General features: G+C 24.2%; 21 protein-coding genes, 1 tRNA gene and 1 pseudogene. 19 read left to right on the forward strand and 4 right to left on the reverse strand.

All coding sequences use genetic code 11. The annotated features are described in order from the left end of the window. Positions 1 to 8: 8 nt before the first annotated feature. The 9 genes and pseudogenes from lgt (at position 9) to tusA (ending at position 9,158) form a co-directional block, all read left to right on the forward strand. On the forward strand, positions 9 to 860 hold the full coding sequence (lgt, locus tag ACTP5B_RS02425) for a prolipoprotein diacylglyceryl transferase (protein WP_464829682.1): 852 nt from the start codon (positions 9 to 11) through the stop codon (positions 858 to 860). A gap of 7 nt (positions 861 to 867) precedes the next feature. Continuing rightward, positions 868 to 1,662, forward strand: coding sequence for a thymidylate synthase (gene thyA / locus ACTP5B_RS02430; protein ID WP_464829684.1), 795 nt, complete (start codon positions 868 to 870; stop codon positions 1,660 to 1,662). A gap of 64 nt (positions 1,663 to 1,726) precedes the next feature. Further along, positions 1,727 to 3,046, forward strand: a complete 1,320-nt coding sequence (gene miaB / locus ACTP5B_RS02435) for a tRNA (N6-isopentenyl adenosine(37)-C2)-methylthiotransferase MiaB (protein ID WP_464829686.1) — start codon at positions 1,727 to 1,729, stop codon at positions 3,044 to 3,046. 166 nt (positions 3,047 to 3,212) lie between these two features. Continuing rightward, the gene (gene ybeY, locus ACTP5B_RS02440) at positions 3,213 to 3,530 is read left to right on the forward strand and encodes an rRNA maturation RNase YbeY (protein WP_464829754.1); all 318 of its coding nucleotides are present in this window, start codon (positions 3,213 to 3,215) and stop codon (positions 3,528 to 3,530) included. 80 nt (positions 3,531 to 3,610) lie between these two features. Next, the gene (corC, locus tag ACTP5B_RS02445) at positions 3,611 to 4,483 is read left to right on the forward strand and encodes a CNNM family magnesium/cobalt transport protein CorC (protein WP_464829688.1); all 873 of its coding nucleotides are present in this window, start codon (positions 3,611 to 3,613) and stop codon (positions 4,481 to 4,483) included. 96 nt (positions 4,484 to 4,579) lie between these two features. Next, the gene (gene leuS, locus ACTP5B_RS02450; protein ID WP_464829690.1) at positions 4,580 to 7,159 is read left to right on the forward strand and encodes a leucine--tRNA ligase; all 2,580 of its coding nucleotides are present in this window, start codon (positions 4,580 to 4,582) and stop codon (positions 7,157 to 7,159) included. A 40-nt stretch (positions 7,160 to 7,199) separates the two neighbouring features. Further along, positions 7,200 to 8,201, forward strand: coding sequence for a DNA polymerase III subunit delta (holA, locus tag ACTP5B_RS02455; protein ID WP_464829692.1), 1,002 nt, complete (start codon positions 7,200 to 7,202; stop codon positions 8,199 to 8,201). Between the two features lie 2 nt (positions 8,202 to 8,203). Then, positions 8,204 to 8,847: pseudogene (nadD, locus tag ACTP5B_RS02460) on the forward strand (nicotinate-nucleotide adenylyltransferase). Positions 8,848 to 8,939: 92 nt separating this feature from the next. Then, complete coding sequence (gene tusA, locus ACTP5B_RS02465) at positions 8,940 to 9,158, forward strand: sulfurtransferase TusA (protein WP_464829756.1); 219 nt, start codon at positions 8,940 to 8,942, stop codon at positions 9,156 to 9,158. A gap of 138 nt (positions 9,159 to 9,296) precedes the next feature. Here tusA and asd read toward each other — a convergent pair whose 3' ends face one another. Further along, on the reverse strand, positions 9,297 to 10,409 hold the full coding sequence (gene asd / locus ACTP5B_RS02470; protein ID WP_464829758.1) for an aspartate-semialdehyde dehydrogenase: 1,113 nt from the start codon (positions 10,407 to 10,409) through the stop codon (positions 9,297 to 9,299). Between the two features lie 301 nt (positions 10,410 to 10,710). Between asd and ACTP5B_RS02475 the strand changes: the two genes are divergently transcribed. The 5 genes from ACTP5B_RS02475 (at position 10,711) to ACTP5B_RS02495 (ending at position 15,672) form a co-directional block, all read left to right on the forward strand. Continuing rightward, the gene (locus ACTP5B_RS02475) at positions 10,711 to 11,298 is read left to right on the forward strand and encodes a YhgN family NAAT transporter (protein WP_464829694.1); all 588 of its coding nucleotides are present in this window, start codon (positions 10,711 to 10,713) and stop codon (positions 11,296 to 11,298) included. A gap of 124 nt (positions 11,299 to 11,422) precedes the next feature. Continuing rightward, positions 11,423 to 12,592 carry a phosphoglycerate kinase gene (locus tag ACTP5B_RS02480; protein WP_464829697.1) on the forward strand — a complete coding sequence of 390 codons (1,170 nt, stop codon included), beginning with the start codon at positions 11,423 to 11,425 and terminating at the stop codon, positions 12,590 to 12,592. Positions 12,593 to 12,607: 15 nt separating this feature from the next. Then, positions 12,608 to 13,684 (forward strand): class II fructose-bisphosphate aldolase, encoded by a 1,077-nt coding sequence (gene fbaA / locus ACTP5B_RS02485; protein WP_464829699.1) that lies wholly within the window; start codon positions 12,608 to 12,610, stop codon positions 13,682 to 13,684. Positions 13,685 to 13,810: 126 nt separating this feature from the next. Beyond that, positions 13,811 to 14,656 (forward strand): small-conductance mechanosensitive channel MscS, encoded by an 846-nt coding sequence (mscS, locus tag ACTP5B_RS02490; protein ID WP_464829760.1) that lies wholly within the window; start codon positions 13,811 to 13,813, stop codon positions 14,654 to 14,656. A 53-nt stretch (positions 14,657 to 14,709) separates the two neighbouring features. After that, positions 14,710 to 15,672, forward strand: coding sequence for an exodeoxyribonuclease V subunit gamma (locus tag ACTP5B_RS02495; RefSeq protein ID WP_464829701.1), 963 nt, complete (start codon positions 14,710 to 14,712; stop codon positions 15,670 to 15,672). A gap of 190 nt (positions 15,673 to 15,862) precedes the next feature. Here the strand turns inward: ACTP5B_RS02495 and ACTP5B_RS02500 are convergent, their stop codons facing one another. After that, positions 15,863 to 16,096 carry a hypothetical protein gene (locus ACTP5B_RS02500; RefSeq protein ID WP_464829703.1) on the reverse strand — a complete coding sequence of 78 codons (234 nt, stop codon included), beginning with the start codon at positions 16,094 to 16,096 and terminating at the stop codon, positions 15,863 to 15,865. A gap of 13 nt (positions 16,097 to 16,109) precedes the next feature. Here ACTP5B_RS02500 and ACTP5B_RS02505 point away from each other — a divergent pair, with 13 nt between their 5' ends. The 3 genes from ACTP5B_RS02505 to recD are packed head-to-tail and all read left to right on the forward strand — an operon-like array spanning position 16,110 to position 23,247. After that, complete coding sequence (locus ACTP5B_RS02505) at positions 16,110 to 17,921, forward strand: hypothetical protein (protein WP_464829704.1); 1,812 nt, start codon at positions 16,110 to 16,112, stop codon at positions 17,919 to 17,921. Then, positions 17,918 to 21,433: an exodeoxyribonuclease V subunit beta gene (gene recB, locus ACTP5B_RS02510; protein ID WP_464829705.1), complete on the forward strand. Its 3,516-nt coding sequence runs from the start codon at positions 17,918 to 17,920 to the stop codon at positions 21,431 to 21,433. Before ACTP5B_RS02505 ends, recB begins: the two co-directional genes overlap by 4 nt. 5 nt (positions 21,434 to 21,438) lie before the next feature. Beyond that, a complete protein-coding gene (gene recD / locus ACTP5B_RS02515; protein WP_464829707.1) occupies positions 21,439 to 23,247 on the forward strand; it encodes an exodeoxyribonuclease V subunit alpha in 1,809 nt (602 codons plus the stop codon). 36 nt (positions 23,248 to 23,283) lie between these two features. On the opposite strand, the gene argA is transcribed toward recD, so the two are convergent. Further along, positions 23,284 to 24,612 (reverse strand): amino-acid N-acetyltransferase, encoded by a 1,329-nt coding sequence (gene argA / locus ACTP5B_RS02520; RefSeq protein WP_464829709.1) that lies wholly within the window; start codon positions 24,610 to 24,612, stop codon positions 23,284 to 23,286. 131 nt (positions 24,613 to 24,743) lie between these two features. Next, positions 24,744 to 24,820, reverse strand: a tRNA-Met gene (locus ACTP5B_RS02525). A 115-nt stretch (positions 24,821 to 24,935) separates the two neighbouring features. On the opposite strand from ACTP5B_RS02525, the gene mltA reads away from it, so the two are divergent. Continuing rightward, on the forward strand, positions 24,936 to 26,015 hold the full coding sequence (gene mltA / locus ACTP5B_RS02530) for a murein transglycosylase A (RefSeq protein ID WP_464829711.1): 1,080 nt from the start codon (positions 24,936 to 24,938) through the stop codon (positions 26,013 to 26,015). A 38-nt stretch (positions 26,016 to 26,053) separates the two neighbouring features. Continuing rightward, positions 26,054 to 26,530, forward strand: coding sequence for a 6,7-dimethyl-8-ribityllumazine synthase (gene ribH, locus ACTP5B_RS02535; protein WP_464829713.1), 477 nt, complete (start codon positions 26,054 to 26,056; stop codon positions 26,528 to 26,530). The last annotated feature ends 38 nt before the right edge of the window (positions 26,531 to 26,568 follow it).

A 26,568-nucleotide genomic window follows, 5' to 3' on the forward strand; every position in this document is an offset into this window, starting at 1 on the left:
TAAAATAAATGTATATTTTTTTTCCTAAATTAAATCCTGTAATTTTTACTATTGGTCCTGTATCTGCTCGTTGGTATGGTTTCATGTACATGATTAGTTTTTTATTTGCAATGTGGTACGGGAAAAAACACAGTATTAAAAAACAAAAAAAATGGTATGAAAAAAAATTAGAGATATTATTATATGCTATTTTTTTAGGTTCCTGTATTGGAGGAAGAATAGGATATATTATTTTTTATAATTTAAGATATTTCTCTCAAAATATATTTTACATTTTTCACATATGGGAAGGCGGAATGTCGTTTCATGGAGGATTAATAGGTGGTATAATTGTCATAGTATATTTTTCATTGAAATATGAAAAAAAAATATTAGAAATATCTGATTTTATAACCCCACTAATACCTTTTGGTTTAGGTGCTGGAAGATTAGGAAATTTTATTAATAGTGAACTCTGGGGTCGTGTATCACCAAATTTTTCATATGCAATGATTTTCCCTAATTCTCAATATCAAGACTTAGAAGCAATAAAAAAATATCCCGAATTAAAACCATTGCTAGATAAATATGGAGCATTACCACGTCATCCTTCACAATTATACGAATTTTTTTTAGAAGGAATTATTTTGTTTTGTATAATTTATTTTTTCTCAAGAAAAAAAAGGCCAATAGGAAGCATTAGTGGATTATTTTTAATTTGTTATGGAATATTTAGAATATTTGTAGAATTTTTTAGAGAGCCTGATCCTCAAATAGGACTATTGAGAAACATAGTTACGATGGGACAAATATTATCATTTCCAATGATTATTGCCGGCTTTATCATTATGTATAAATCTTTCTATAAAGATATACCATAAGGAATACATGAAACAATATATTAGATTGATTAAAAAAATAATTGAGATTGGAAATAAAAAACAAGATCGTACAGGTACAGGCGTTTTGTCTATTTTTGGTTACAATATGAGATTTAATTTAAAAGAAGGGCTCCCTCTTCTAACAACAAAAAGATGTCATATTCCATCGATTATTCATGAACTTTTATGGTTTTTAAAAGGAGATACCAATATTGACTATCTCAAAAAAAACAAGGTATCAATTTGGAATAATTGGGCAGATAAATCTGGAGATGTTGGTCCAATATATGGAAAACAATGGAGAAGCTGGAATACATCGGAAGGAAACACAGTTGATCAAATAAAAGATGTATTAAAAAAAATAAAAAAAAATCCTGATTCTCGTAGAATGTTAGTTTCTAGTTGGAATGTTGGAGATTTAGACAAGATGAGATTACCTCCTTGTCACGTTCTTTTTCAATTTTATGTTTGTAAGAATACATTGAGTTGTCAACTATATCAACGTTCTTGTGATGTATTTCTTGGCCTACCTTTCAATCTAGCTAGTTATTCAATACTTATACATATGATAGCACAACAGTGTAATTTGCAAGTTGGAGAATTCTTATGGACAGGGGGTGATGTTCACTTATACAATAATCATCTTAAATTAGCAAAAAAACAAATACTTAGAAAACCTCGTAAACTCGCTGAACTAAGAATTCTTAAAAAACCTCATTCATTATTTAACTATTCTTTTCAAGATTTTAAAATTGTTGGATATGATCCTTTTCCTTCTATTAAAGGAGAAATATCTATATAAAAAATTTAAAATTTATATTTAAAATAATATTTTCACAAATCAAATTGGATTAATTTTAAAATATATGAAACATGTATACATAAAAACTTGGGGTTGTCAAATGAATGAATATGATTCATCTATGATAATTACCTTATTACAAAAAAAAAATAAATACATACTTGCCAAATCATCGGAAAAAGCTGATATTTTAATATTAAACACTTGTTCTATAAGAGAAAAAGCTCAAGAAAAAGTTTTTCATCAACTTGGAAGATGGAAGAAAATAAAAACAAAAAAACCAGAAGTTATCATTGCTGTAGGGGGTTGTGTAGCAACTCAAGAAGGTAAAGAAATTTTTAAAAGAGCAAATTATGTAGACATTATATTTGGAACCCAAACTTTACATAGATTACCAAAAATGATTTACGAAGTAGAAAAAAAAAGAAAATTATCTATTGATATTAGTTTTCCCAAATTAGAAAAATTTAAATATTTTTTAGATCCTAAAAAAAAAGGATATACAGCAGATATTTCTATTATGGAAGGGTGTAATAAATATTGTTCATTTTGTGTTGTTCCTTATACAAGAGGCCATGAAGTTAGTCGTCCATGTGATGATATTTTGTTTGAAATATCAATATTAGCTAAACAAGGAGTACGAGAAATTAATTTATTAGGACAAAACGTCAATGCATATCAAGGTCCAACATTTAATGGAAAAATTTGTTATTTCTCAGAATTAATACGATTAGTTGCAGAAATAGATGGTATTGATAGGATTCGCTTTACTACTAGTAATCCACTAGAATTTACTGACGATATTATCGAAGTATATCAAGATACACCAAAACTAGTGAGTTTTCTACATCTTCCAGTGCAAAGTGGTTCTAATAAAATTCTTCATTTAATGAAGCGTTCATACACGACAGAAGACTATAAATCTATTATTAAGAAACTTATTGTTGCTAGGCCTGATATTCAAATTAGTTCTGATTTTATTGTAGGTTTTCCCGGAGAATCCGAAATAGATTTTCAAAAAACTATGGACTTTATAAAAAATATAAATTTTGATATGAGTTTTAGTTTTATATATTCTAAACGGCCTGGGACACCAGCTGCTAAAATACCAGATGATGTCGATATAAAAGAAAAAAAAAGACGTTTATACATGTTACAAGAACGTATAAATATACAAACCATGTTATGGAGTAGAAAAATGTTTGAAAGTGTACAATCTATTTTAGTAGAAGGTGTATCTAATAAAAACATTATGAATTTATATGGTCGAACAGAAAATAACAGAATTGTAACTTTCAAAGGTTCACATAAGATGATTGGACAATTTGTTGATGTAAAAATTAAAAAAATACATACATATACATTAAAAGGTGAATTACTTTAAGATAATTCAATTAATATATGAAAAACATTATTATAAACTTTCAAATTTGTTGTAAAAATAATCAAAATATACCCAAAAAATTGCATTTTAAAAAATGGATAAAAAAAATTTTATATAAAAAAAAAATACTAACATAATAACGATACGTATCGTAGATGAATTAGAAATTCAAAAATTAAATTTTACTTATAGAAAAAAAAATAAACCAACAAATATTTTATCGTTTTCTTTTAATGAATATATTAAATTTAATTATAAATTGTTAGGAGATTTAGTATTATGCAAAAATATAATCGAACAAGAATCTTTAAAGTATAATAAATCATTAGAATCACATTGGGCTCATATTACAATACATGGCACACTACATTTATTAGGCTATGATCATCAAAATAATAAAGAAACAGATCTTATGGAAAAAATTGAAAACAAGATAATGGAATCTTTGAATTATAAAAAGCCACATGTTTTAAAAAATTATTAATCTTGTATAAAAAATATTTTAACTCAGGCATTTCTACAATAGAATAGTAAAACATATTTCAAAATAGATAATTTAATACTATGAGTGATAAGCATTCACAGAACTGTGATAAAATAAATAGAAAAGGTTTTTTTTCTATTTTATTAAATCAAATTTTTCATGATGAACCTAAAAATAGAGAAGAATTATTAGCATTAATTCGCGATTCAGAACAAAATGAACTAATTGATCAAGATACTTGTGATATGTTAGAAGGAGTTATGCATATTGTTAAAAAAAGAATAAAAGAAATTATGATTCCAAGAACACAAATGATAACATTAAAGTTAAATTACAATTTAACTCAATGCCTCGATATTATTATTGAATCTGCACATTCTCGTTTTCCAGTAATGAGTAGTGATAATAATTATGTTGAAGGGTTTTTAATTGCTAAAGATTTACTTCCGTTTATGAAAAATCAAAAAAATGTTTTTTTTATAAAAAATATATTACGACCAGCTGTTGTAGTACCAGAAAGTAAATATGTAGATAGAATGTTAAAAGAATTTCGCTCAAAAAGAAATCATATGGCTATAGTAATAGATGAATTTGGAGTTGTTTCAGGTTTAGTAACTATAGAAGACATCCTTGAATTGATCGTTGGAGAAATTGAAGATGAATATGATGACGAAGAAACATTAAACATTAGAAAATTGCAAAAATGTACATTTTCTATTAGAGCACTTACAGAAATAAAAGAATTTAATGAAACTTTTAATACTAACTTTAGTGATGAAGAAGTAGATACTATAGGAGGGTTAGTAATGAAAGAATTTGGTCATTTACCAAGTCGTGGTGAAAGTATTAATATTGACGGTTATTCTTTTAAAATTTCTATAGCAGATAGCAGAAAAGTTATACAAATACATGTCACTATTCCCGAGAATAAAATACCCGTTTTAACAGAATAAAAATAAAACTAATTTTTCAGGTTTGAAAAAATAAAATTATTTTTTGATTAATATTAAAAAAATTATATTTATTAAATGTTGCTTTTAGAGAAAAAAATGGAAAAAGAATATTCACCAAAAAAAATAGAACTGTATGTACAAGAATATTGGAAAAAAAATAAAACTTTTGAAGTCAAAGAAGATTGTACAAAAGAAAAATATTATTGTCTTCCCATGCTGCCATATCCTTCAGGCAAATTACATATGGGTCACGTTAGAAACTATACTATTAGTGATGTTATTGCTCGATATCAAAGAATGTTGGGAAAAAATGTCTTGCAACCAATGGGATGGGACGCTTTTGGATTACCCGCTGAAGAAGCCGCTATAAAAAATAATGCAACTCCTTCTTCTTGGACAGAAAAAAATATAAAGTACATGAAAAATCAACTTCAATCACTGGGTTTCAGTTATGATTGGAGTCGTGAGATAACTACATGTAATCCAGAATATTACCGTTGGGAACAATGGTTTTTTACTAAATTATATGAAAAAAAATTAGTCTACAAAAAAAATAGTTTAGTTAATTGGTGCTCTTATGATAAAACTGTTTTAGCTAATGAACAAGTTATTGATGGTTGTTGTTGGAGATGTCAAAATAAAATAAAAATAAAAAAAATTCCACAATGGTTTATAAAAATTAGAAAATATGCTGAAATTTTATATCAAGATTTAAAAAAATTAACTGATTGGCCGAAAAATGTAAAAAATATGCAAAAAAATTGGATCGGACGTGTAAAAGGATTTCAAATTACGTTAGATATTTTAAACGTTTCTAAAAAATTAAAAGTATTTACCAATAGATTAGATCTGATAATGGGTATTACATATGTTTCAATATCCATTTGTCATGGATTATCTAAATATTTATCCAAAAAAAATGAAAAAATTAAAGAGTTCATAAAAAAATATAAATACATCTCACTAGAAGAACTTAAAATATTTAAATATATTGGAATTAATACCAATTTATTTGTTATTCATCCGATCACAGGAAAAAAAATACCAATTTGGATTTCAATTTTTACTATGAAAGAATATGCTGCAAATGCAGTTCTATCTGTTCCTGGACACAATCAAAATGATTGGCATTTTGCGGTTAAAAATAATATAAAAATTAAATACGTTATTTTAAATCCTCATAATCTAGAAACAAGTTCATACACCTCTTTTATAGATATAAAAGGAATATTATTTAATTCTAAAGAATTCGATGGATTAAACTATAAAGATAGTAGTGAAAAAATAAAAAAAATACTATACAAAAAGAAAATATTAAAAGAAAAAATTAATTATAAGTTGCAAGACTGGTGCGTATCAAGACAACGTTATTGGGGCGCTCCTATTCCAATGGCAAAATTAAAAAACGGGAAAATAGTAGCAATACCAGAAGATCAATTACCTGTAGTTTTGCCAGAAATCCAACAAAATATCAATTCATTAAAAAAACCTATCAATCCTGATTCTAATTGGGCTAAGATTTTTATCAAAAATACATGCGCTGTTAGAGAAACAGATACTTTTGACACATTTATGGAATCATCTTGGTACTATATAAGATACACTTGTCCAAATTTTAAAACGGGAATGATAAATTCTAAAACATCAAAATATTGGCTACCTGTCGATCAATATATTGGTGGAATAGAACATGCAACCATGCATTTAATGTATTTTAGATTTTATCATAAATTACTGCGTGATTTTCAATTAGTTTATTCCGACGAACCTGTAAAGAATTTATTATGTCAAGGAATGGTTCTTGCTGAAGCTTTTTACGAGATTGACAAAAACTTTCAACGCAATTGGTTGAATGTATCATCAGTATTAATTGAGCGTAATTCAAAAGGAGAGATTGTTAAATCATATAATAAAAAAGGAAAGGAATTAGTTTATGCTGGAATGATCAAGATGTCTAAATCAAAAAACAATGGAATTGAACCAGAAATAATAATTCAACGTTATGGAGCCGATACAATCCGTTTATTTATTATGTTTGCCGCCCCCGTAGAAGCTTCATTAGAATGGAAAGAATCTGGTGTAAAAGGAATACATCGTTTTCTAAAAAAACTCTGGAAATTAATATTCAGTTATATTAACATACAAAATACACATCAAAAAATGAATTTTAATTTTTTAAATTTTCAGCAAAGTGAATTACGTTATCAGTTACATAAAACTATTGCTAAAGTTTCAGATGATATAAGTCGTCGAAAAGCATTTAATACTGCTATTTCTACAATTATGGAATTTGTAAATAAACTAGCAAAAGCTTCAATAAAAGAAGAACAAGATAAATCTATTATGCGAGAATCCTTAATTTGCATAATTAAAATGCTTTACCCATTTATACCTCATTTCTGTTTCTTTGTTTGGAACTGTTTTCATAAAAAAAAATCTATTGACAATGAAAGATGGCCGCTCTTTGAAAAAAATATTCTATTAAAAAAATATCATACTATTGCTGCTCAAATTAATGGAAAAACACGGTGCACTGTAGAAATACATAATAATTTAACTAAAGAAGAAATATTTTTACGAGTTCAAAACAAACCCATAATTCAAAAATATCTAGAAAATATTAAAATTAAAAAAATAATATACGTTCCCAGAAAAATCATAAACTTTGTAACATAAAATTAAAAAATTATATTTAAAATAATGCTGCAACTTATATATGAAAAGTATAAAACCAGAACAAATAAAAAAAAAAATAATGCAACAATTGAATTCTTTTTATATTTTTTTAGGAGAGGATCTTTTTTTATTGCAAAGAAATCAAGATTTGATATTAAATTTTGCATATCAAAAAGGCTTTTCAAAAAAAGTTGTAATTGATATAGAAAAAGATAAAGATTGTGAGAAAATAATTTTATTTTACAAAACTAGAAACTTATTTTTCAAAAAAACGACTTTAGTTATTAACTTTATTATAAAAAAAATAAATAACACAGTAATTAAATTTCTTAAAGAAATATTCTCTTTATTGAATACAGATATTTTGGCAATATTAAAATTTAATCATTTATCTAATTTTATTAAAAACAATAAATTACTAGACAAATTTAAAAAATTTAATATAGTTTCTTGTTGTACACCATATAATTCATATTTTATTAATTGGATAAAATATGAGATTAAAGAAAAAAATATAAATTTAGAAGAAAAAGCATTTTTTTTATTATGTAAATATTATCAAGGAGATACTTTATTTATATATAAAATTTTAGATATACTATCAATAACATGGCCTAACATTTATATCACAACAGAAAAAATAAAAAAAATTATTATTGATTTTTTTGATTTATCTTCATTAGATTGGATTAATTATATATTTCAAGGTCAGATAGAAAAATCTATTCATGTACTAAATATTTTTTGTAAAAAAAAATATAATCCTCTTATTCTAGTACGCGCTTTACAAAAAGATTTATTAAAATTAATTTACATTAAACGTGAAAAAAAAGTAAGTATACATATACTGTTAGAGAAAAATAATATTTGGAATACAAGATATAATTTTTTTTTAAATGCTTTTAAAAAAATCCACAACAATAATTTATTAAAAGCAATTCAATTGCTTGTAAATATAGAAATAAACATCAAAAAAAAATATAATGATGATGTTTGGGATCAATTAAAAAAATTAACTTTTATACTATGTATTAATAAATAAAAATGAAAAAATTACATGCAATTTTCGGTGGAAATTTTGATCCTATTCATTATGGACATATTCATTCCGCTGAAAAAATAGCTAAAGAGATATTCATAGAAAAAATAATATTTTTACCAAATAACTACCCCCCTCATCGAAATATAACTAAAACGTCTATAGAAGATAAAATAAAAATGATTCAAATTGCTATTGATAAAAATCCTCTATTTGAGATAAGTTATTTAGAGACAAAAAAAAAACATTTTTTTATACTGTAGATACTTTAAAAAAAATTAGAAAAAAAATAAGTTATAAAAGACCTTTATGCTTTATAATAGGAGAGGATAATCTAAAAAAATTTCATCTCTGGAAAGATTGGAAAAAAATATTATTATACTCTCACTTATTAATTTGTCCTAGAAAAAATAAAAATAACGTTATTAATAATGAATTAAAAAAATGGATTAATTCTAATATTGTGAACGATTTTAATTTGCTACATCAAAAATCATTTGGATTAATTTTTTTTTCGAACACATCGCCTATTAATATTTCTTCTAGTAGAATAAGAGAAAATTATTCTGCAGGAAAAAATTCCCATACTCTCTTGCCAGATTCTGTAAACGATTATATTTTATCAAAAAAACTATATGATAATAATTAATAAATTTATTAATTATTTTTATTTTATTTTTTATAAAAATCGATAAAAAAATTCATTGAAAACCTATTTGATTAAAAATATGAAAAAAAAAAATTATACTAAATTTAATTGGACTTCGATGTCCAGAACCTATTATGGTAATAAGAAAAACAATTCGAAAAATGAAAAAAGATGAAAAAGTATTAGTTTTATCAGATGATCCTGCAACTAAAAGAGACATACCAAGCTTTTGTTATTTTATGGAACATCAGTTATTAAAACATGAAATAACAGTAAAACCTTATCGTTATCTATTAAAAAAGGGATTGTAATTTATAAAATTAAAAAAGTTTTTGATAATAATTAAATATGAATATATACACTGAAATTTTATTATATAATTACTTTATATATAAAAATATAGTGTATATATTTAAAAAAATTTTTTTATTTTAAAAATAAAAAACATGTTACAAATTAATTAATATATTTAACATTCTTCTTAAAGGTTCTGCAGCTCCCCATAAAAGTTGATCTCCGACAGTAAAAGCAGATAAATATTTTTTACCCATATTTAATTTTCTCAAACGACCTATTGGTATATTTAATGTATTAGTCACAACAGATGGAGTTAATTTTAATAATGTATCTTGTACATGATTTGGAATGATATTAACCCACTGATTATGATTTTTAATAATTTCCTCTACATTTTCTAAGGAAAGATCTTTTTTTAATTTAATAACAAACGATTGACTATGACAACGAAGAGAACCTATTCGAACACATATACCATCGATTAAAATTGGATTTTTAGTTTCTAAAATTTTATTAGTTTCAGCTTGACCTTTCCATTCTTCTCGACTTTGACCATTATTCATTTCTGTATCGATCCAAGGTATTAAACTGCCAGCTAATGGAACAGAAAAATTTTTTACAGGAAAATCAAAACTACGAGATGCTTGTGTTACTTTATATTCAATATTTAAAATCGAAGAAGAGTCTTTTGATAAATCTTCTTCTACAACATTATATAACTTACCCATCTGCTTTAACAATTCTATCATATGACGCGCACCTGCACCAGATGCTGCCTGATAAGTAGAAACAGAAACCCATTCAATTAGTTCTTGTTCAAATAATCCTCCTAAAGACATTAACATTAAACTAATAGTACAATTACCTCCCACAAAAGTTTTAATTCCTTTATTTATAGAATTTTGTATAAAATTATAATTAACTGGATCTAATATGATCAAAGAATCACTTTTCATTCTTAAATTAGAAGCTGCATCTATCCAATAACCCTTCCAACCATTATTGCGTAATTTTGGATAAATTTCTTCGGTATAAACACCTCCTTGGCATGTAACTATAATATCCATTTCTTTTAATACATCAATATTATAAGCATTTTCTAAAACATTATGTGATATATTTTTTATAAGAGAACTTCTTTCACCAAATTGCGATGTTGAAAAAAATACAGGATTGATTTTTAAAAAATCACTTTCTTCTTGCATTCGTTTTAATAAAACTGATCCGACCATTCCGCGCCAACCGACTAAACCTACAATTTTCATCATCAATAAATACACGGATGATTTACATTAACAACAATTTTTATCAAAATTAATAATAAATGCAGTTAAGCAAAACGTTTTCCGGCTCCTAAAAATAATCAGAAAAAGAATATCAATTAATAATTAAAAATTTTATATAAGAAAATATATACTTTCTAAAGTATATAAAAAATTTTTAATAAAAATATTATAAAAGAGAATTTTATTTGAATTATAAATATAATATAAAATCATAATTTTATAATAAAAACAATATTTTACATAAAAAAAGAATAACTTTAAAAGGATATTTGAAATTAAAATGACTGAGATAATTTCTACAACTATATTACTAATTCTAATTATGGATCCTTTAGGAAATCTTCCAATATTTATGACAATATTAAAACACCTAGAAACAAAAAGACGACGAATTGTAGTTATACGTGAAATGATTATAGCATTAATTGTTATGCTGTTATTCTTGTTTGTTGGGGAAAAAATACTTGTTGTTTTAAATTTAAAAACTGAAACTGTTTCAATATCTGGAGGTATTATTTTATTTTTAATTGCTATAAAAATGATTTTTCCTTCTGAAGATAATAATGAAACAGCTTCATATGAAGAACCTTTTTTAGTTCCTTTAGCTATACCGTTAGTTGCAGGACCATCTTTATTAGCAACATTAATGTTGCTATCACATCAATATTTAAATCATATGTTTTATTTAGTTGGATCATTGCTAATTGCATGGTGCTTTACCGTTATAATATTATTATTATCTAATTTTTTTCTGAAATTATTTGGTTCAAAAGGAGTAAATGCTTTAGAACGTCTTATGGGTTTAGTTTTAATAATGCTTTCTACTCAAATGTTTCTTGATGGAATTAGAGCATGGTTTAAAAATTAGAATAAAATATTTTCTTTTTAACCTGTTATTTGTAGAATAACAGGTTAAAATAAATTTTATAAAGAAAAAGATAAAATATTAAAAGTAATTAATTGTATAAAAGTCACTATAAAAAGGTATTGTTATGACTATAAAAAAAATGACTGAAATCAATATGACTGGAAAAACAGTCTTAATAAGAAGCGATCTAAACGTTCCAATAGAAAATGGAGTTATTCAATCTGATGCAAGAATAGTAGCAGCTCTTCCTACCATTGAATTAGCTCTGAAAAAAAATGCAAGAGTCATTGTCATGTCTCATTTAGGGAGACCTGAGGAAGGGCATTATACAAAAAAATACTCTTTGCTGCCAATATTTAAATATTTTAAAAAAAAATTTACAAACAAAAAAATATATTTTTCTCATAATTTTTTAAATGATATTCAAATTAATCCAGGAGAAATTGCAATTTTAGAAAACACTCGTTTTAATAAAGGAGAACTAAATAATAGTGATGAACTATCTCAAAAATATGCTAATCTTTGTGATATATTTATAATGGATGCATTTGGAAGCGCGCATAGAATGCAATCATCTACTTATGGAATAGGAAAGTTTGTTAAGATTGCATGCGCTGGATTACTTTTGATAAACGAAATAAATGCCTTAAAAAAAGCATTAAAAAAACCAAAACGTCCAATGGTGGCTATAGTTGGAGGTGCAAAGGTATCAACTAAGTTTAATATATTAAACAAATTAGCTAAAATTTCAGATGCAATAATAGTGGGTGGAGGTATAGCAAATACTTTTTTAGCTATTGATCATCAAATAGGCAAGTCATTATATGAACCAGATTTTGTATTAGAAGCTAAAAAATTACGTGATAAGTACAACATTATTGTACCTATTGATTCTCGTGTTGGAAAACAATTTTGTAAAAATGCAGAATCTGTAATTAAATCACCTAAAAATATTAAAAAAGATGAAGAGATTATGGATTTTGGTGATGAAACCATCAAAAAAATTGTCAATGTTCTTAAAAACTCTAAAACAATTATTTGGAATGGACCAGTCGGAGTATTTGAATTTCCAAACTTTAGACACGGTACTGAAATCATTGCAAAAACAATTGCACACAGCGATGCCTTTTCTATAGCAGGAGGAGGGGATACATTATCTGTCATTGACATGTTTAATATAAATAACAATATCTCTTATATATCTACTGGAGGAGGAGCTTTTTTAGAATTTATAGAAGGGAAAAAACTACCTGCAATACATATGTTAGAAGAACATTCTAAAAAAAATAAATAATTAATAGGAAAAAAATTGAATATTTTAAATATTATTAAACCCGGTGTTATGAATGGTGATGAAGCCCAAATAGTATTTGAATTAGCTAAAAAAAAACAATTTGCAATACCAGCTGTAAATTGCATAGGAACTGATTCGATCAATACTGTTTTAGAAACTGCTGCTAGAGTAAAATCGCCAGTTATTATACAGTTTTCTCATGGAGGCGCTTCTTTTATTGCAGGTTATCAAAATAGAACTTCTATGTTTCAAGAACAGGCAATAAAAGGTTCTATATCTGGAGCTCAACATGTACATTTAATGGCAAAGTACTATGAAATACCAGTGATACTTCATACTGATCATTGTTCAAAAGAAATATTACCATGGATTGACGGACTATTAGAAGAGGGTGAAAAATATTTTTATAGTAACAATAGACCTCTATTTACTTCTCATATGATTGATTTATCAAGAGAAAGTCTAGAAGAAAACATTTATACTTGTAAGAAATATTTTAAAAAAATGAAAAATATTAATATGATGCTAGAAATAGAGTTAGGATGTACAGGAGGAGAAGAAGATGGTATTGACAATACTACAATAGATAAAAAATTACTTTATACGCAGCCTCAAGATGTGAATTATGCTTATGAAGAATTAAATCAAATTAGTAAAAATTTTAGCATTGCCGCTTCATTTGGCAACATACATGGTGTTTATCAAACCGGTAATATTGATCTTAGACCTATTATTTTGAAAAATTCACAAAAATTCGTAAGTGTTAAGCACAATTTAGGAAAAAACCCATTAAATTTAGTATTTCATGGAGGTTCAGGTTCGAATTTAAAAGAAATTAATGAATCCATTAAATATGGAATCGTTAAAATGAATATTGATACTGATATACAATGGGCCGCATGGAAAGGTGTATTAGATTTTTATAAAAAAAATAAGGATTTTTTGCAAAATCAATTAGGGAATAAGATTGATAAAAATCAACCTAATAAAAAATACTATGATCCAAGATCATGGATAAGACATTCACAGAAATCGATGTCAAATAGGTTAGAAAAATCATTTAGAGATTTAAACGCCTTTCATATTTTATAAAAAATTTTCGTTTTATTCCGGGGAATAAATAAAAATATTCTCCGAAAATAACTTTATTAAACATAGACTATTTATTAAAATAAATAATCGTAAATTTTCATTAATAAAAAAGATAGAAAGATTATGATAGATGAATTAAACGTAGTAAACGATATAAATCACGCAGGAAATTGGTTAATACGAAATCAAGAATTATTACTCGGATATATAGTAAACTTGACATCTGCTATTATTATTTTAGTTGCTGGAATGTTTATATCTAAAATTATATCAAATGGTGTTAACCAAGTATTAATTACTCGCAATATTGATGCTACTATTGCTGGTTTTCTTTCTACATTAATGCGATATATTATTATTACTTTTACGCTAATTGCTGCATTAGGTAGAATCGGAGTACAAACAACGTCGGTAATTGCTATATTAGGAGCTGCTGGTATGGCAATAGGTTTAGCTTTACAAGGTTCTTTATCTAACTTTGCAGCTGGTGTATTATTAGTTACACTTAGACCTTTGAAAACTGGAGAATATGTCAATCTCGGAAGTGTTGCAGGAACAGTATTAAATATTCATGTTTTTTATACGACACTTCGTACATTAGATGGAAAAATTGTAGTAGTTCCTAACAATAAAATTATTTCTGGTAATATTATCAATTATTCAAGAGAATCCGCGCGTCGTAATGAGTTTATCATTAGTGTATCTTATGATAGTGATATTGATGTAGTAATAAAAGTATTACGCAGAGTCATAGAAAAAGAAGAACGAGTAATTAAAGATAGAGACATCATTGTAGGACTTAGTGAATTGGCACCATCTTCTTTAAATTTTATAGTACGTTGTTGGAGTAAAAATAACGATTTAAATGCAGTATATTGGGATTTAATGGCTAATTTTAAAAAAGAACTGGATAAAAATAATATTAGTATTCCTTATCCTCAATTAGATGTGAATTTTTATAAAAAACAATAAAAAATTAAAATTAAAAAAATGAAATTTACAAGTATTTTAAAGAATAGATTACTATGTTTACAGTTTATAAATCGAACTCACTAGATGTGCTATTATTAAAAGCATATAATGTTATTGAAAAAAAACCTCTTTCTAACATTTTTAATAAAGAGATTATTCTTTATGAGAATAAAGTTTTATTTCAATACTTAAATATATTTTTTGCTCAAAAAATAGGAATTTCTGCTAATTTCAAATTATATCATCCTAATAACTTTATATGGAAATTATTTCAAATAATATTATCTGATCATGATTTACAAAACACATTTACTCATTCCATGATGACTTGGAAAATTATGACAATATTGGATAATAAAAAATTTTTTAAAAATTACAACATAAAAGAAGATCAAATACAAAAATTTAAATTTTCATATTTAATGGCGAAAATATTTAAAAAATACATTTTTTATCGTCCTCATTGGATCAATCAATGGGAGAGAGAAAAAAAAATATTAACGACTGATGAAAATGAAAAATGGCAAATAAAATTATGGATGAAAATGATATATAATACGAAAAAAACAAATCAATCTATTTATCATTTTTCAAATTTATTTTATATTGTTCAAAAATTAATCAAAGAAAAAAAAATAAAAAAAAAACAACTACCTAATCGCTGTTTTATTATTTCTTCTTTTGCATTAAATGCTTCTTATATAAAATTTTTTAAAAAAATAAGTATATATATTAACATTTATTTTTTATATATCACACCTTGTAAAAATAATCTATTCAATTCAATTCAAAAAAATCAATTTTTTTCATGTCAAAAAATAGAAAAAAAACATGCATTAAAAAACTCATTAATAACATTATGGGGACAATATGAAAAAATTTATAACTTATATATCATTAATTCTAAAAAAGTTAAAATTATTAATTGTTTTAAAAAAAATAAAAATAAAACTTTACTAAACAATATTCAAAACGATTTATTTCAAAGTTATGAATTAAAAAAAAAAGATTTTTAAAATTAACAGATAATTCAATTTCTATAAATATTTGTTTTAATGAAAAAAATGAAATTGAAATATTATATGAAAAATTATTAATATTTTTCCGTGAAGATTCATCAATAAAACCTAGCGATATAGTAGTAACATCTTTTTCACTCAATTCTTATATTTCATCAATTCATTCAATATTTACATCAGTAGATAATCAAAAACAAATTCCTTTTTTTATCTCTAAGAATTCTTCAAAAAAAACAACAATAATACTATCTTGTTTCAAAAAAATATTAAATTTATCAAATAGTCGTTTTGAAAATGAAGAAATATTAGAATTACTCGATATTCCCGAAATAGCAAAAAAATTTGATTTTTCAGAAGAAGAGATAAAAATTTTATATAATTGGATAGAAGAAGCAAATATTCGATGGGCTATTGATTGCAAACATAAAGATTATTTGTCTTTTCCTAAAAACAAACAAAATACTTGGTTTTACGGGATAGAAAAACTGCTTCTTAGTTGTGCTATGAATAACACAGAAATAATTTGGAATAATATTTTATCATGTAGTTTGATTAATGGTTCCAGAGTAGAACTTTTAGGAAAATTAATTGTATTTATAAAAATACTAAAAAAATGGCAGATAAAATTATCAAAATCACGATATCTTAAATATTGGCATTCTATCTCCGAACAATTAATTAGTGATTTTTTTTGCTATGATAAAAAAATAGAAAAATCTATTCAAATTATCAAAAAAAATTGGAGAGAAATGATAAATGATATTTCATTATCTAATTATTCAAAAAAAATTTCAATTCATGTCTTAAGAAAAAATTTTTTCTATAAATGTTCTTCCAAACATAAAGATAATTTTTCACCTGGTGCAATAAATTTTTGCGATCCTAGTTCTATATGCTATATTCCATTTAAAATAATATGTATTATTGGAGCAGATCATTTAAGTGTTCCCAAAATAAATAATTTAGATAATTTTAACTTATTAAAAAAATATCCGTTAATTGAAGATACTAATATTTATGAAAAATATTCTTATTTATTCGCTCAAAGTATATCTTCTGCTAAAAAATATTTTTATATTAGTTATATTGGATATTCTATTAAAAATAAAAGTAAAATATATCCTTCAATTTTAGTTGATCAACTATTAAACTATATAGCATTAAATTTCTGTTTTATAGGAGACGAAAATTTAAATTCAGCAGATAATACTAAAAAAATAATTAAACACATATGTAAAACACACAAAGAAAAATATTTTTATGAAAAAAATAATATAAATGCCATAACTGAAAAAAAATGTCATAATTCAATTAAAATTATTGAAAAAAATATATGCGATAAAATTTTATTAAACAAAAAAAAATATAATCAAATTAATTTAAAAAATTTAATAAATTTTTGGAAAAATCCAATACGCTACTTTTTTAATTTCAATTTAAATATACGGCTTAAAAAAAAACAAGAAATCAATAACACAGAACCTTTTTCAGTAAATCAATTAGATTCTTTTCATATAAAAAAAGTTTTATTGAATGCAATAATAAATAATCAAGACACAATGAAATTGTTTGAATATTATACACTTTCAGGAAAACTGCCTTATAATTTCTTTGGAAAAATATTTTGGAATAAAAATATTGAAGAAATGCAATTAATAGCGAGGAAAGTAGTTAAATACAAAAATTCAACCAAAGCAAAAAAAATTAATGCAAATATCGAAGAATACCAAATCAATGGTATTTTACCGGAAATAGCAAATACGGGATTACTACGCTGGAAACCAACTACGATCAACTATAGTGATCGTATTGCTCTATGGTTAGAACATTTAATTTACTCTTTTTTAGGTGGTTTTAAAGAGAGTAGAATAATAGGTTATAAAGGTCAAATTTGGACTTTTTCTTCTTTAAATTCTAATACAGCATATATCTATCTTTTACAATATATTAAAGGATACATAAAAGGCATAAAAGAACCGTTATTACTAATAAAATCAGGTGCATCTTGGCTTGATAAAGTTTATGATACAAAAAATAATTTTATAAAAAAAGACTATTCTAACAAGAGAAAGGGATATAAAAAATTATTAGAAACTTGGATGGGAAATGATTATATTGAAGGAGAAAAGGAAGATTTTTATATCAAGCAAATAATTACACAATTAAATGAAAATAAAATAGAAGAAATTTGTAAAACAGCTGAAAAATGGCTTATACCAATATTGAAAAATAAAAAATCAAGATGAATATCTCAAATAACAAAGAAAAACTGAATGTATTTAAAATATTACTTAATGGAATAAATTTAATAGAAGCTTCTGCAGGAACAGGGAAAACTTTTACAATTGTATTATTATATTTACGTTTATTATTAGGTGTGGGAGAAAAAAAAACACATAAAAAAAAACTTTTAGTACATGAAATATTAGTAGTCACTTATACAAATGCAGCAAAAGAAGAATTATATATACGTATCAAAGATGGAATAAAAAATCTATATTTGACTTGTATAAATCAAAATACTGAAGATCTTTCTCTTGATTTTTTTTTAAAAGAAATACATGATTTAGACGAAGCTATTTATATACTAAAAAAAGCATATAATGATATAAACAACTCCTCTATATATACAATCCATGGATTTTGTCAACATATATTACAATTACATACTTTTTATTTAAACGCAAATTTTGAAGATAAAATAATTGATAATGAAAACCAATTATATTTACAAGCTACACAAGATTTTTGGAGACGCTGTTTTTATAGTTTGCCAGAAAATATTATTAATATTATTCTTCAAGATTATAAAAATCCAATTTATCTTTTAAAAAAAATAAAACTATTTCTTTACACAGGATCAATTGATTTTTCTAAAAAAATTTCAAATAATAAACAACTAATTATATATCATCAAAAAAATATACAAAAAATAAATTTTTTTAAAGAAATATGGTTAATACATTATCAAACAATACCAAAAGAAATTAATTTTTTAAACATAAATAAAAAAATATATACCAAATCTAATCTTGATAGATGGATTGATAATATTACAGTATGGGCAAAATCTAAAACAGAAGATTATAAAATGCCTATTGCATTAAAATATTTCACAAAAAAAAACATAGAAAAAAATACGATAGATAATATTTGTTCAAAATCTATTATTTTCAAAAAGACAGAGGAAATATTAAAAAATAAATTTTCATTAAAAAATATTATTATAGTTTACGCTGTAAAAAAAATTAACGATTTTTTACTAAAAGAAAAGAAAAAAAAATCATTAATAGGATTTAATGATCTATTACATATTCTTTTACAAACTATTAAAAAAGAAAAATTTCTTAGAAAATTAATAAGGAAACAATATCCCGCAGCATTTATTGATGAATTTCAAGACACTGATATTCAACAGTACAAAATATTTAATATTTTGTATAAAAAAAATGAAAAAACAGTATTGTTTCTTATTGGAGATCCCAAACAAGCAATATACAGTTTTAGAGGAGCAGATATTTTTTCTTACTTATATATAAAATCTAAAATAAAAAAATACTATTATCTTGATACTAATTGGCGTTCTTCAGTAAACATGTGTAAAAGTATCAATCTTTTGTTTACTCAGAAAAAAAATCCATTCATTTTTAAAAACATTCCATTTACACCTATAACACCTTCTTTTAAAAACTCAGAAATGAAATTTACAATTAATGGAATACCTCAAATTCCAATGAGATTTTTTTTTCAAGAAAAAGATAAAGTTCATATAGAAGATTACAAAATTTGGATTGCCAAGCAATGTGCTAACGAAATTAGTTTTTGGTTAACTTGTGCAAAAGCAGGGAGTGCTAAAATTACAACTAAAAATGGAGAAAATATTCTCAAACCTAATGATATTGCTGTATTAGTTAGAAATAAAAAAGAATCTGATCTTCTTAGAGAAGAATTGCAAAAACTTAATATTATTTCAACATATTCATCGGATAAAAATAGTGTATTTCAAACTTTTGATGCTCAAGAACTTCTATGGATATTAGAGTCTATTCTAGAACCCGACAATGAAAAATCATTACAACAGTCAATTTCTACACATATTTTTCAAAAATTATTATCTATAGAAAAAAAAACATTAAACAATGAAAAAACATACTTTATAATAGAAAAATTATATGAATATCACAATATATGGGAAAAAATAAGTATTTTCCATATGATCAAAGAAATGATATTAGATTATCAAAAAGAATCTGATCCTGAAGAAATAAATATTAATTATAAAAAAAATTTAAATTTCTTACATATAGCAGAATTATTACAAGAACAATTTCAATATTTTAATAAAAAAATATTTTTAATTCGTTGGTTTCAAAAAAAAATATCAGAAGAACTACCATCATCTTATAATGAATATATTAGATGTTTTAATGAATCTAAATCAGTAAAAATTATCACAATACATAAATCGAAAGGATTAGAATATCCTATTGTTTGGATACCTTTTAGTATAGATTTTAAAAAATCACCATTATCTATTTATCATAATAAAAAAGAAAATAAAAAATTTTTTGATATAAAGCAAAAAAATGAAAGTTTAAAAATAGCAGATAAAGAAAGATTAGCAGAAGATATACGTTTTTTATATGTCGCACTGACAAGATCAATTCTTCATTGTAGTATTGGAATAGCATGTTTAACAAAAAAAACAATAAAAAATAAAAATAAAAACCATACTCATAAGAGCGCTTTAGGATATACTATTCAACTTGGAAAATACATGAACTATGAAAATTTATTGAATCAATTAAAAAAATTGAGTATGAATAATTATATAGAAATCAAAAATAATATAAAAAATTTTAAATTGCCTGTAAAAAAAGAAAATATTTATTTAATACCCAAAACAAATTTTTTAAATAAAAATATAAAAAATATTTGGATTGTAACAAGTTTCACAAAATTAAATAAAGAAAATATACTATCTAAAAAAAACAAAAAAAAAATTATTTCAGAAAAATTTTTAAAAAAAAGTAAGAAAGAAAATAAAAAATTTTTTACAATAAATAACTTTCCAAAAGGTGAAAATACTGGATTAATGATCCATGAAATATTAAAAAATCTGCATTCTTTGAAAACAAAAAATGATAATTGGTTTTCTAATTTTTTAAAAAAATACAATATTTCGTTAAAATGGACTTCAATATTAATTTCCTGGATAAAAAATATTATTGATACCCCAATGGGAAATAAAAAAATTTTTTTATCTCAAATAAACGCAAAATCATGTGTAAAGGAATTAGAATTTTTTCTGCCTATCAAAAATAAATTATATAACACAGAATTAAATCAAATCATTCAATCTATTGATCCTATATCAAGAATTTCTCCAAAATTCTTTTTTAATCCAGTTCAAGGAATATTAAAAGGATTCATTGATTTAGTTTTTTATTGGGAAAAAAAATATTATATATTAGATTATAAATCTAACTGGCTGGGTGAAAATAATAGTTTTTATTCTCAGGAACATATAAAAAATGAAATAATTAAAAAAAGATACGATTTACAATATCAAATATATACCGTAGCTATACATAAATATCTACAAAAAAAAATAAAAAATTATAATTATAAAAGTGATTTTGGAGGTATATTTTATTTTTTTTTGCGTGCTATTGATCAAGATAAAAAAAACAACGGAATTTTTTATTCTTTTCCAAACTATTCACTAATAGAAAAAATAACTGATTTAATTTCATAAAAAATATGATTCGTTTATTAAAAAATGCTGTGAAATTAAAAATTATACGCCCAATTGATTTTTATTTTTCTCAATTTATTACAAAAAAAAATAACATTGTGATGTTAGTTGCAGCTTGTGTTAGTTATGAAAACAATAAAGGCTATATTTCTTTACCTATTCAGTATTTTGAAAAAAATTGTTTTTTTTCTAGTACAAATAAAAAATTTATAAAAAAGATAAAAATACTGTTGGGAAAGAAAATAAATTGGTCAGTTGAATTATTAAAACACGTATCTGTTGGTAATGGTTCAATACCCACACCATTAGTCATATGCAACAAAAAAATATATCTCTATAAAATGTGGAAATCTAAAAGTTATATATTTAATTATTTATACAAAAAAAATAAAAAAAATCGAATTAACCAAACAAAATGTTCAAAAATATTAGATAACTTATTCCCTGGAACAAGAAAAAATTTTCAAAAAATAGCAGTTGCATTAACTTTAATAAATAATATAACTTTTATTATTGGTGGTCCTGGAACTGGAAAAACTACTACTATACTAAAAATAATAATTGCATTAATTAAAAGTACAAAAAATTTAATAAAAATTCAGTTATCCGCGCCAACAGGAAAAGCAACAACTCGTTTAAATGAAATTATAAATCAAAACATATTTGATCTTTATTTGTCTGAAAAAGAAAAGCATTCTATTCCATCTAGATCTAAAACTATACATCAGCTATTAGGTGTTCAAAAAATATCACAAAAAAGTTTGTTTCATAAAAATAACTTATTAGATTTAGATGTTTTGATTATTGATGAAATATCAATGGTAGATGTTTTAATGATGGAAAAAATATTATTATCAGTCCAAAAAAAAACTAAATTAATTTTTATAGGTGATCATAATCAATTGTCCCCAATAGAATCAGGTTCTATTTTAAAAAAAATTTGTCATTATTCTAATGATGGATATAGCCTTAAAAATATGATTAATATTGAAAAACTCACAAGGAATAAATTAAAAACAAAAATAAACAAAAAAACAACAATGTTTATTACTGATAGTATATGTATGTTAAAAAAAAATTATAGATTTAATAAAAACTCAGGAATTTATATACTATCAAATGCAATTTATAAAAAAAGAATAAAAGTTATTGAAAGTTTATTCAATAATTCAATAAAAAATATTTTTTTTTATGAAAATCATACAACTAAAAAATATCAAGAAATGATTAAAAAAATTTCTTTAAACTATAAAAATTTTTGGGATAAAATATATCAAAAATCAGCAATCAAAGAAATAATAAAATGTTTTCAATCTTATCAAGTATTGTGTGTATTGCATGATGGTTTATTTGGTGTAAACATTTTAAATAAAAAATTAGAAGAAGATATGTATCAAAAAAATATAAAAAAATTTTTTTATATCAATGAACAAGAATGGTATATCGGAAAACCTATCATGATCACTGACAATAACAAATATTTGAATGTGTTCAATGGAAATATAGGTATTACTAATATTAGTAAAGATGGTATCTTACAAGTATCTTTTTTACAAGAAAATAATATAATTAATAATATTCCCGTAAATATTTTAAGAAACTACACAACTGCTTGGGCTATTACTGTTCATAAAGCACAAGGATCAGAATTTACAAACACCGCTTTAATATTACCTAATTTTGATTCCCGTGTTTTAAACAAAGATATTTTATATACAGGTATAACGAGATCTAGAAAAGTATTAAGCATTTTTTCAAACAAAAAAGTTTTTATAAAAACCGCTTTGAAAAATGCAAATGAAACAACTATCTAATAAAAATTGTATATTTTCTGTAAAATTTCTATATTTTTAAACTATATCAATCATTAAAATTTTTGAACCTCGCTGATAATTGTACATTTTCTTTTTGCTCTTAGGTAATATTTCAATATCAACTAGAATAAAACCTCTTTCTTGAAACCAATGAATACTCTGAGTTGTTAAAACAAAAATTCTTTTTAAATTCATCTCTTTAGAATCTATTTTAATTTTTCTTAATAATAAATCTCCACGAGAAGAGTTACGATAATCAGGATGAACAGCTAAGCACGCCATTTCTCCTATTTTTTCTTTTAAAAAAGGATAAAGTGCTGCACAAGCAATAGTTAGATTATCATGTTCAATAATAGTAAATTTATCTATTTCTATTTCTAATTGTTCACGTGATCTGCGAACTAAAATTCCATTTTTCTCTAAGGGACGAATTAATTCTAGTATCCCTCCAATATCATTAATACTAGCTCTTCTAATTTTTTCTGCTGATTCTACAACCATCTGAGTACCAATACCATCACGAGAAAACAATTCTTGTAATAATGCTCCATTTTTTTTATAACTAATTAAATGACTACGATTAACTCCGCTTTTACAGGCTTTTATAGCTCCTTTTAAAAAACGAACAGTTGAAGAAATATAATCACCTGTTTGTTCTAGTTTTTCGATGATTTTTTTGATATCATTAGGTAATAATTCAGAAATAGTTTCACCTTTTTTATTTATAACTCCTTGATTACTACAAAAACCTATCATTTTTTCTGCTTTTAGTTTAATACTAACTTGAGTTGCTATTTCTTCAGAAGTTAAATTAAAACTTTCCCCTGTTACAGAAACAGCTACTGGACCAATTAAAACTATTGCTCCATTTTTTAATTGACTATCGATTGCATTTTTATCAATTCTTCTAATTCGACCACTATGACAATAGTCTACACCATCATCTACCCCTAGTGGTTGAGCAATAATAAAATTTCCACTTACAACGTTAATGTTTGCTCCTTGAAGAGGGGTATTACTCAAACTCATGGATAAACGAGCTGTAATATCAAGTTGTAGTCTTCCTGCTGCTTTTTTCACTTGTTCTAAAGTAGATAAATCAGTAACTCGTATATATTTATGGTATACGATTTTAATGTTTTTTTCTTTTAAAATAGAATTAATTTGAGGACAAGAACCGTAAACTACTACTAAACGAATGCCTAAACTATGTAATAAACCTATATCATTGATGATACCAGAAAAATTTCCATATTTAATCGCTTCGCCACCTAACATTATTATAAATGTTTTACCGCGATGAGCATTAATATAAGGAACGCTGTGACGAAAACCCTGAACTAGTTCAGTATTACGTTCTTTCATAACAATCCTCTTGCATTTTTACTATAACCTATATATTATTTTTCATTGATGTAATTTTTATTAAATCTCAGGAAATTAAAAGACGGGAAGGTTTTTAAAAGATAGGATTAATTAAAATAAAAATTTTAATTTGGTTGCGGGGGCTGGATTTGAACCAACGACCTTCGGGTTATGAGCCCGACGAGCTACCAGACTGCTCCACCCCGCGTCTGTATTAAAATAATATGATACGCTTTTATAAAAAAAATTGCAATAATTTTTATAAATTAAATCGTCAATTAAAAATATTTAACTATTTGATAAATTTTAATACCAAAATAAAAATGAAAAAAAAAATAATTACAATAATAATACTTTTTAACTTACTTCTTTTATTTTCAAAATCATATGCAGATATACTTGTCAATCAAGGACAACAGTATAAAAAAAAGCTAATACAAAATTTTACAAAAATAAAAAAAATAACAACTACAGAAAAAATAATTAATTTAAAATCATTTCTTATTCAAATAAAAAATATCAAAAAATATTCTCCAATTTTATATTTAAAAAATAAATCTATATACGAATCAACTTTAAATTGGTTAAAAAATAGTTCTAATATTAATGAAATTAACCAATTTAAAATCGATTTATTTCAAATGAAAGGCATAGATAACTATGGAAATGTTAAAATCAGTGGATACTACACTCCAATAATCGAAGCCAGAAAAATTGAAACAAATGATTTTAAATACCCAATATATTCAATGCCTGATCATTATAAAAATAGCCAATATTTACCAAAAAGAAAAGATATATATAATGGAGCTTTAGATAAAAAATATGTTTTAGCTTATAGTAATTCTTTAATAGATAATTTTATTATGGAGATTCAAGGTAGTGCATTCATAGATTATGGAAACAATAAAAAATTAACTTTTTTTAGTTATGCAGGAAAAAACGGATGGCCTTATAAAGCAATTGGACAAATTTTAATCAATCGAGGCGATATAAAAAAAGAAAATATGTCTATGCAAGCAATTAAAAATTGGTTTGACAAACACACAAAAAAAGAAGTTCAAGATTTACTTGAAGAAAATCAATCTTTTGTTTTTTTTAAAGAAACAAAAAAGAAACAAGTGTATGGCGCAAGTGCTGTTCCATTAATAGCTCAAGCATCAATAGCAGCAGATGCTGCTATAATAAAAAAAGGAAGTTTAATTTTATTACAAATACCATTACTTGATAAAAATGGTATATTTATTAATAAATATGAAATGCGTCTAGTAATTGCATTAGATGTAGGAGGTGCAATAAAAGGACAGCATTTTGATATTTATGAAGGAATCGGTAAAAAAGCTGCTACGTTAGCTGGTTTTTACAATCACTATGGATACGCTTGGATTTTAAACAATAAGTAATTAACTTTCTTAATTTGAAAATAAGTAAATATAAACATATGAAAACAATTCAATCAGGAATTACAGCTAAAAACGCGTCTATTGCTATAATCATTTCTCGATTTAATGAATTTATTAATCATAATTTATTATTAGGAGCATTAGATGTTCTAAAAAGGATAGGTCAAATAAATGAAGAGAAAATTTTAAAAGTATATGTACCAGGAACACATGAAATACCAACTGTTGCTAGTCAAATTGCAATTTCCAATAAATATGATGCCATTATTGCTATAGGCACAATTATACAAGGAGATACCGATCATTTTAAATATATTGCTAATGATACTAGTAGTAATCTTTCAAGAATCAGCACTCAATATTTTCTACCTATTACATTAGGAATATTAATAACAAAAAACATCGAACAATCCATTGAAAGATCTGGAACGAAAATGGGTAATAAAGGTGCAGAAGCTGCTTTAGCTGCATTAGAAATGATTAATATTATGAGAAAATTAAAAGAAGTATTATAATAGAAAATATTTTTTATTAAATACCTACGTTAAAATTT

The organism is Buchnera sp. (in: enterobacteria), from assembly GCF_056343165.1.

What these genes read in the sequence shown, in the direction of transcription:
- mltA (WP_464829711.1), top strand. Translation starts at nt 24,936, where the DNA reads ATGAAAAAAAAAATAATTACAATAATAATACTTTTTAACTTACTTCTT.
- lgt (WP_464829682.1), top strand. Translation starts at nt 9, where the DNA reads ATGTATATTTTTTTTCCTAAATTAAATCCTGTAATTTTTACTATTGGT.
- ACTP5B_RS02495 (WP_464829701.1), top strand. Translation starts at nt 14,710, where the DNA reads ATGTTTACAGTTTATAAATCGAACTCACTAGATGTGCTATTATTAAAA.
- ribH (WP_464829713.1), top strand. Translation starts at nt 26,054, where the DNA reads ATGAAAACAATTCAATCAGGAATTACAGCTAAAAACGCGTCTATTGCT.
- asd (WP_464829758.1), bottom strand. Translation starts at nt 10,409, where the DNA reads ATGAAAATTGTAGGTTTAGTCGGTTGGCGCGGAATGGTCGGATCAGTT.
- ACTP5B_RS02480 (WP_464829697.1), top strand. Translation starts at nt 11,423, where the DNA reads ATGACTATAAAAAAAATGACTGAAATCAATATGACTGGAAAAACAGTC.
- thyA (WP_464829684.1), top strand. Translation starts at nt 868, where the DNA reads ATGAAACAATATATTAGATTGATTAAAAAAATAATTGAGATTGGAAAT.
- argA (WP_464829709.1), bottom strand. Translation starts at nt 24,612, where the DNA reads ATGAAAGAACGTAATACTGAACTAGTTCAGGGTTTTCGTCACAGCGTT.
- leuS (WP_464829690.1), top strand. Translation starts at nt 4,580, where the DNA reads ATGGAAAAAGAATATTCACCAAAAAAAATAGAACTGTATGTACAAGAA.
- ACTP5B_RS02475 (WP_464829694.1), top strand. Translation starts at nt 10,711, where the DNA reads ATGACTGAGATAATTTCTACAACTATATTACTAATTCTAATTATGGAT.
- recD (WP_464829707.1), top strand. Translation starts at nt 21,439, where the DNA reads ATGATTCGTTTATTAAAAAATGCTGTGAAATTAAAAATTATACGCCCA.
- corC (WP_464829688.1), top strand. Translation starts at nt 3,611, where the DNA reads ATGAGTGATAAGCATTCACAGAACTGTGATAAAATAAATAGAAAAGGT.
- miaB (WP_464829686.1), top strand. Translation starts at nt 1,727, where the DNA reads ATGAAACATGTATACATAAAAACTTGGGGTTGTCAAATGAATGAATAT.
- holA (WP_464829692.1), top strand. Translation starts at nt 7,200, where the DNA reads ATGAAAAGTATAAAACCAGAACAAATAAAAAAAAAAATAATGCAACAA.
- recB (WP_464829705.1), top strand. Translation starts at nt 17,918, where the DNA reads ATGAATATCTCAAATAACAAAGAAAAACTGAATGTATTTAAAATATTA.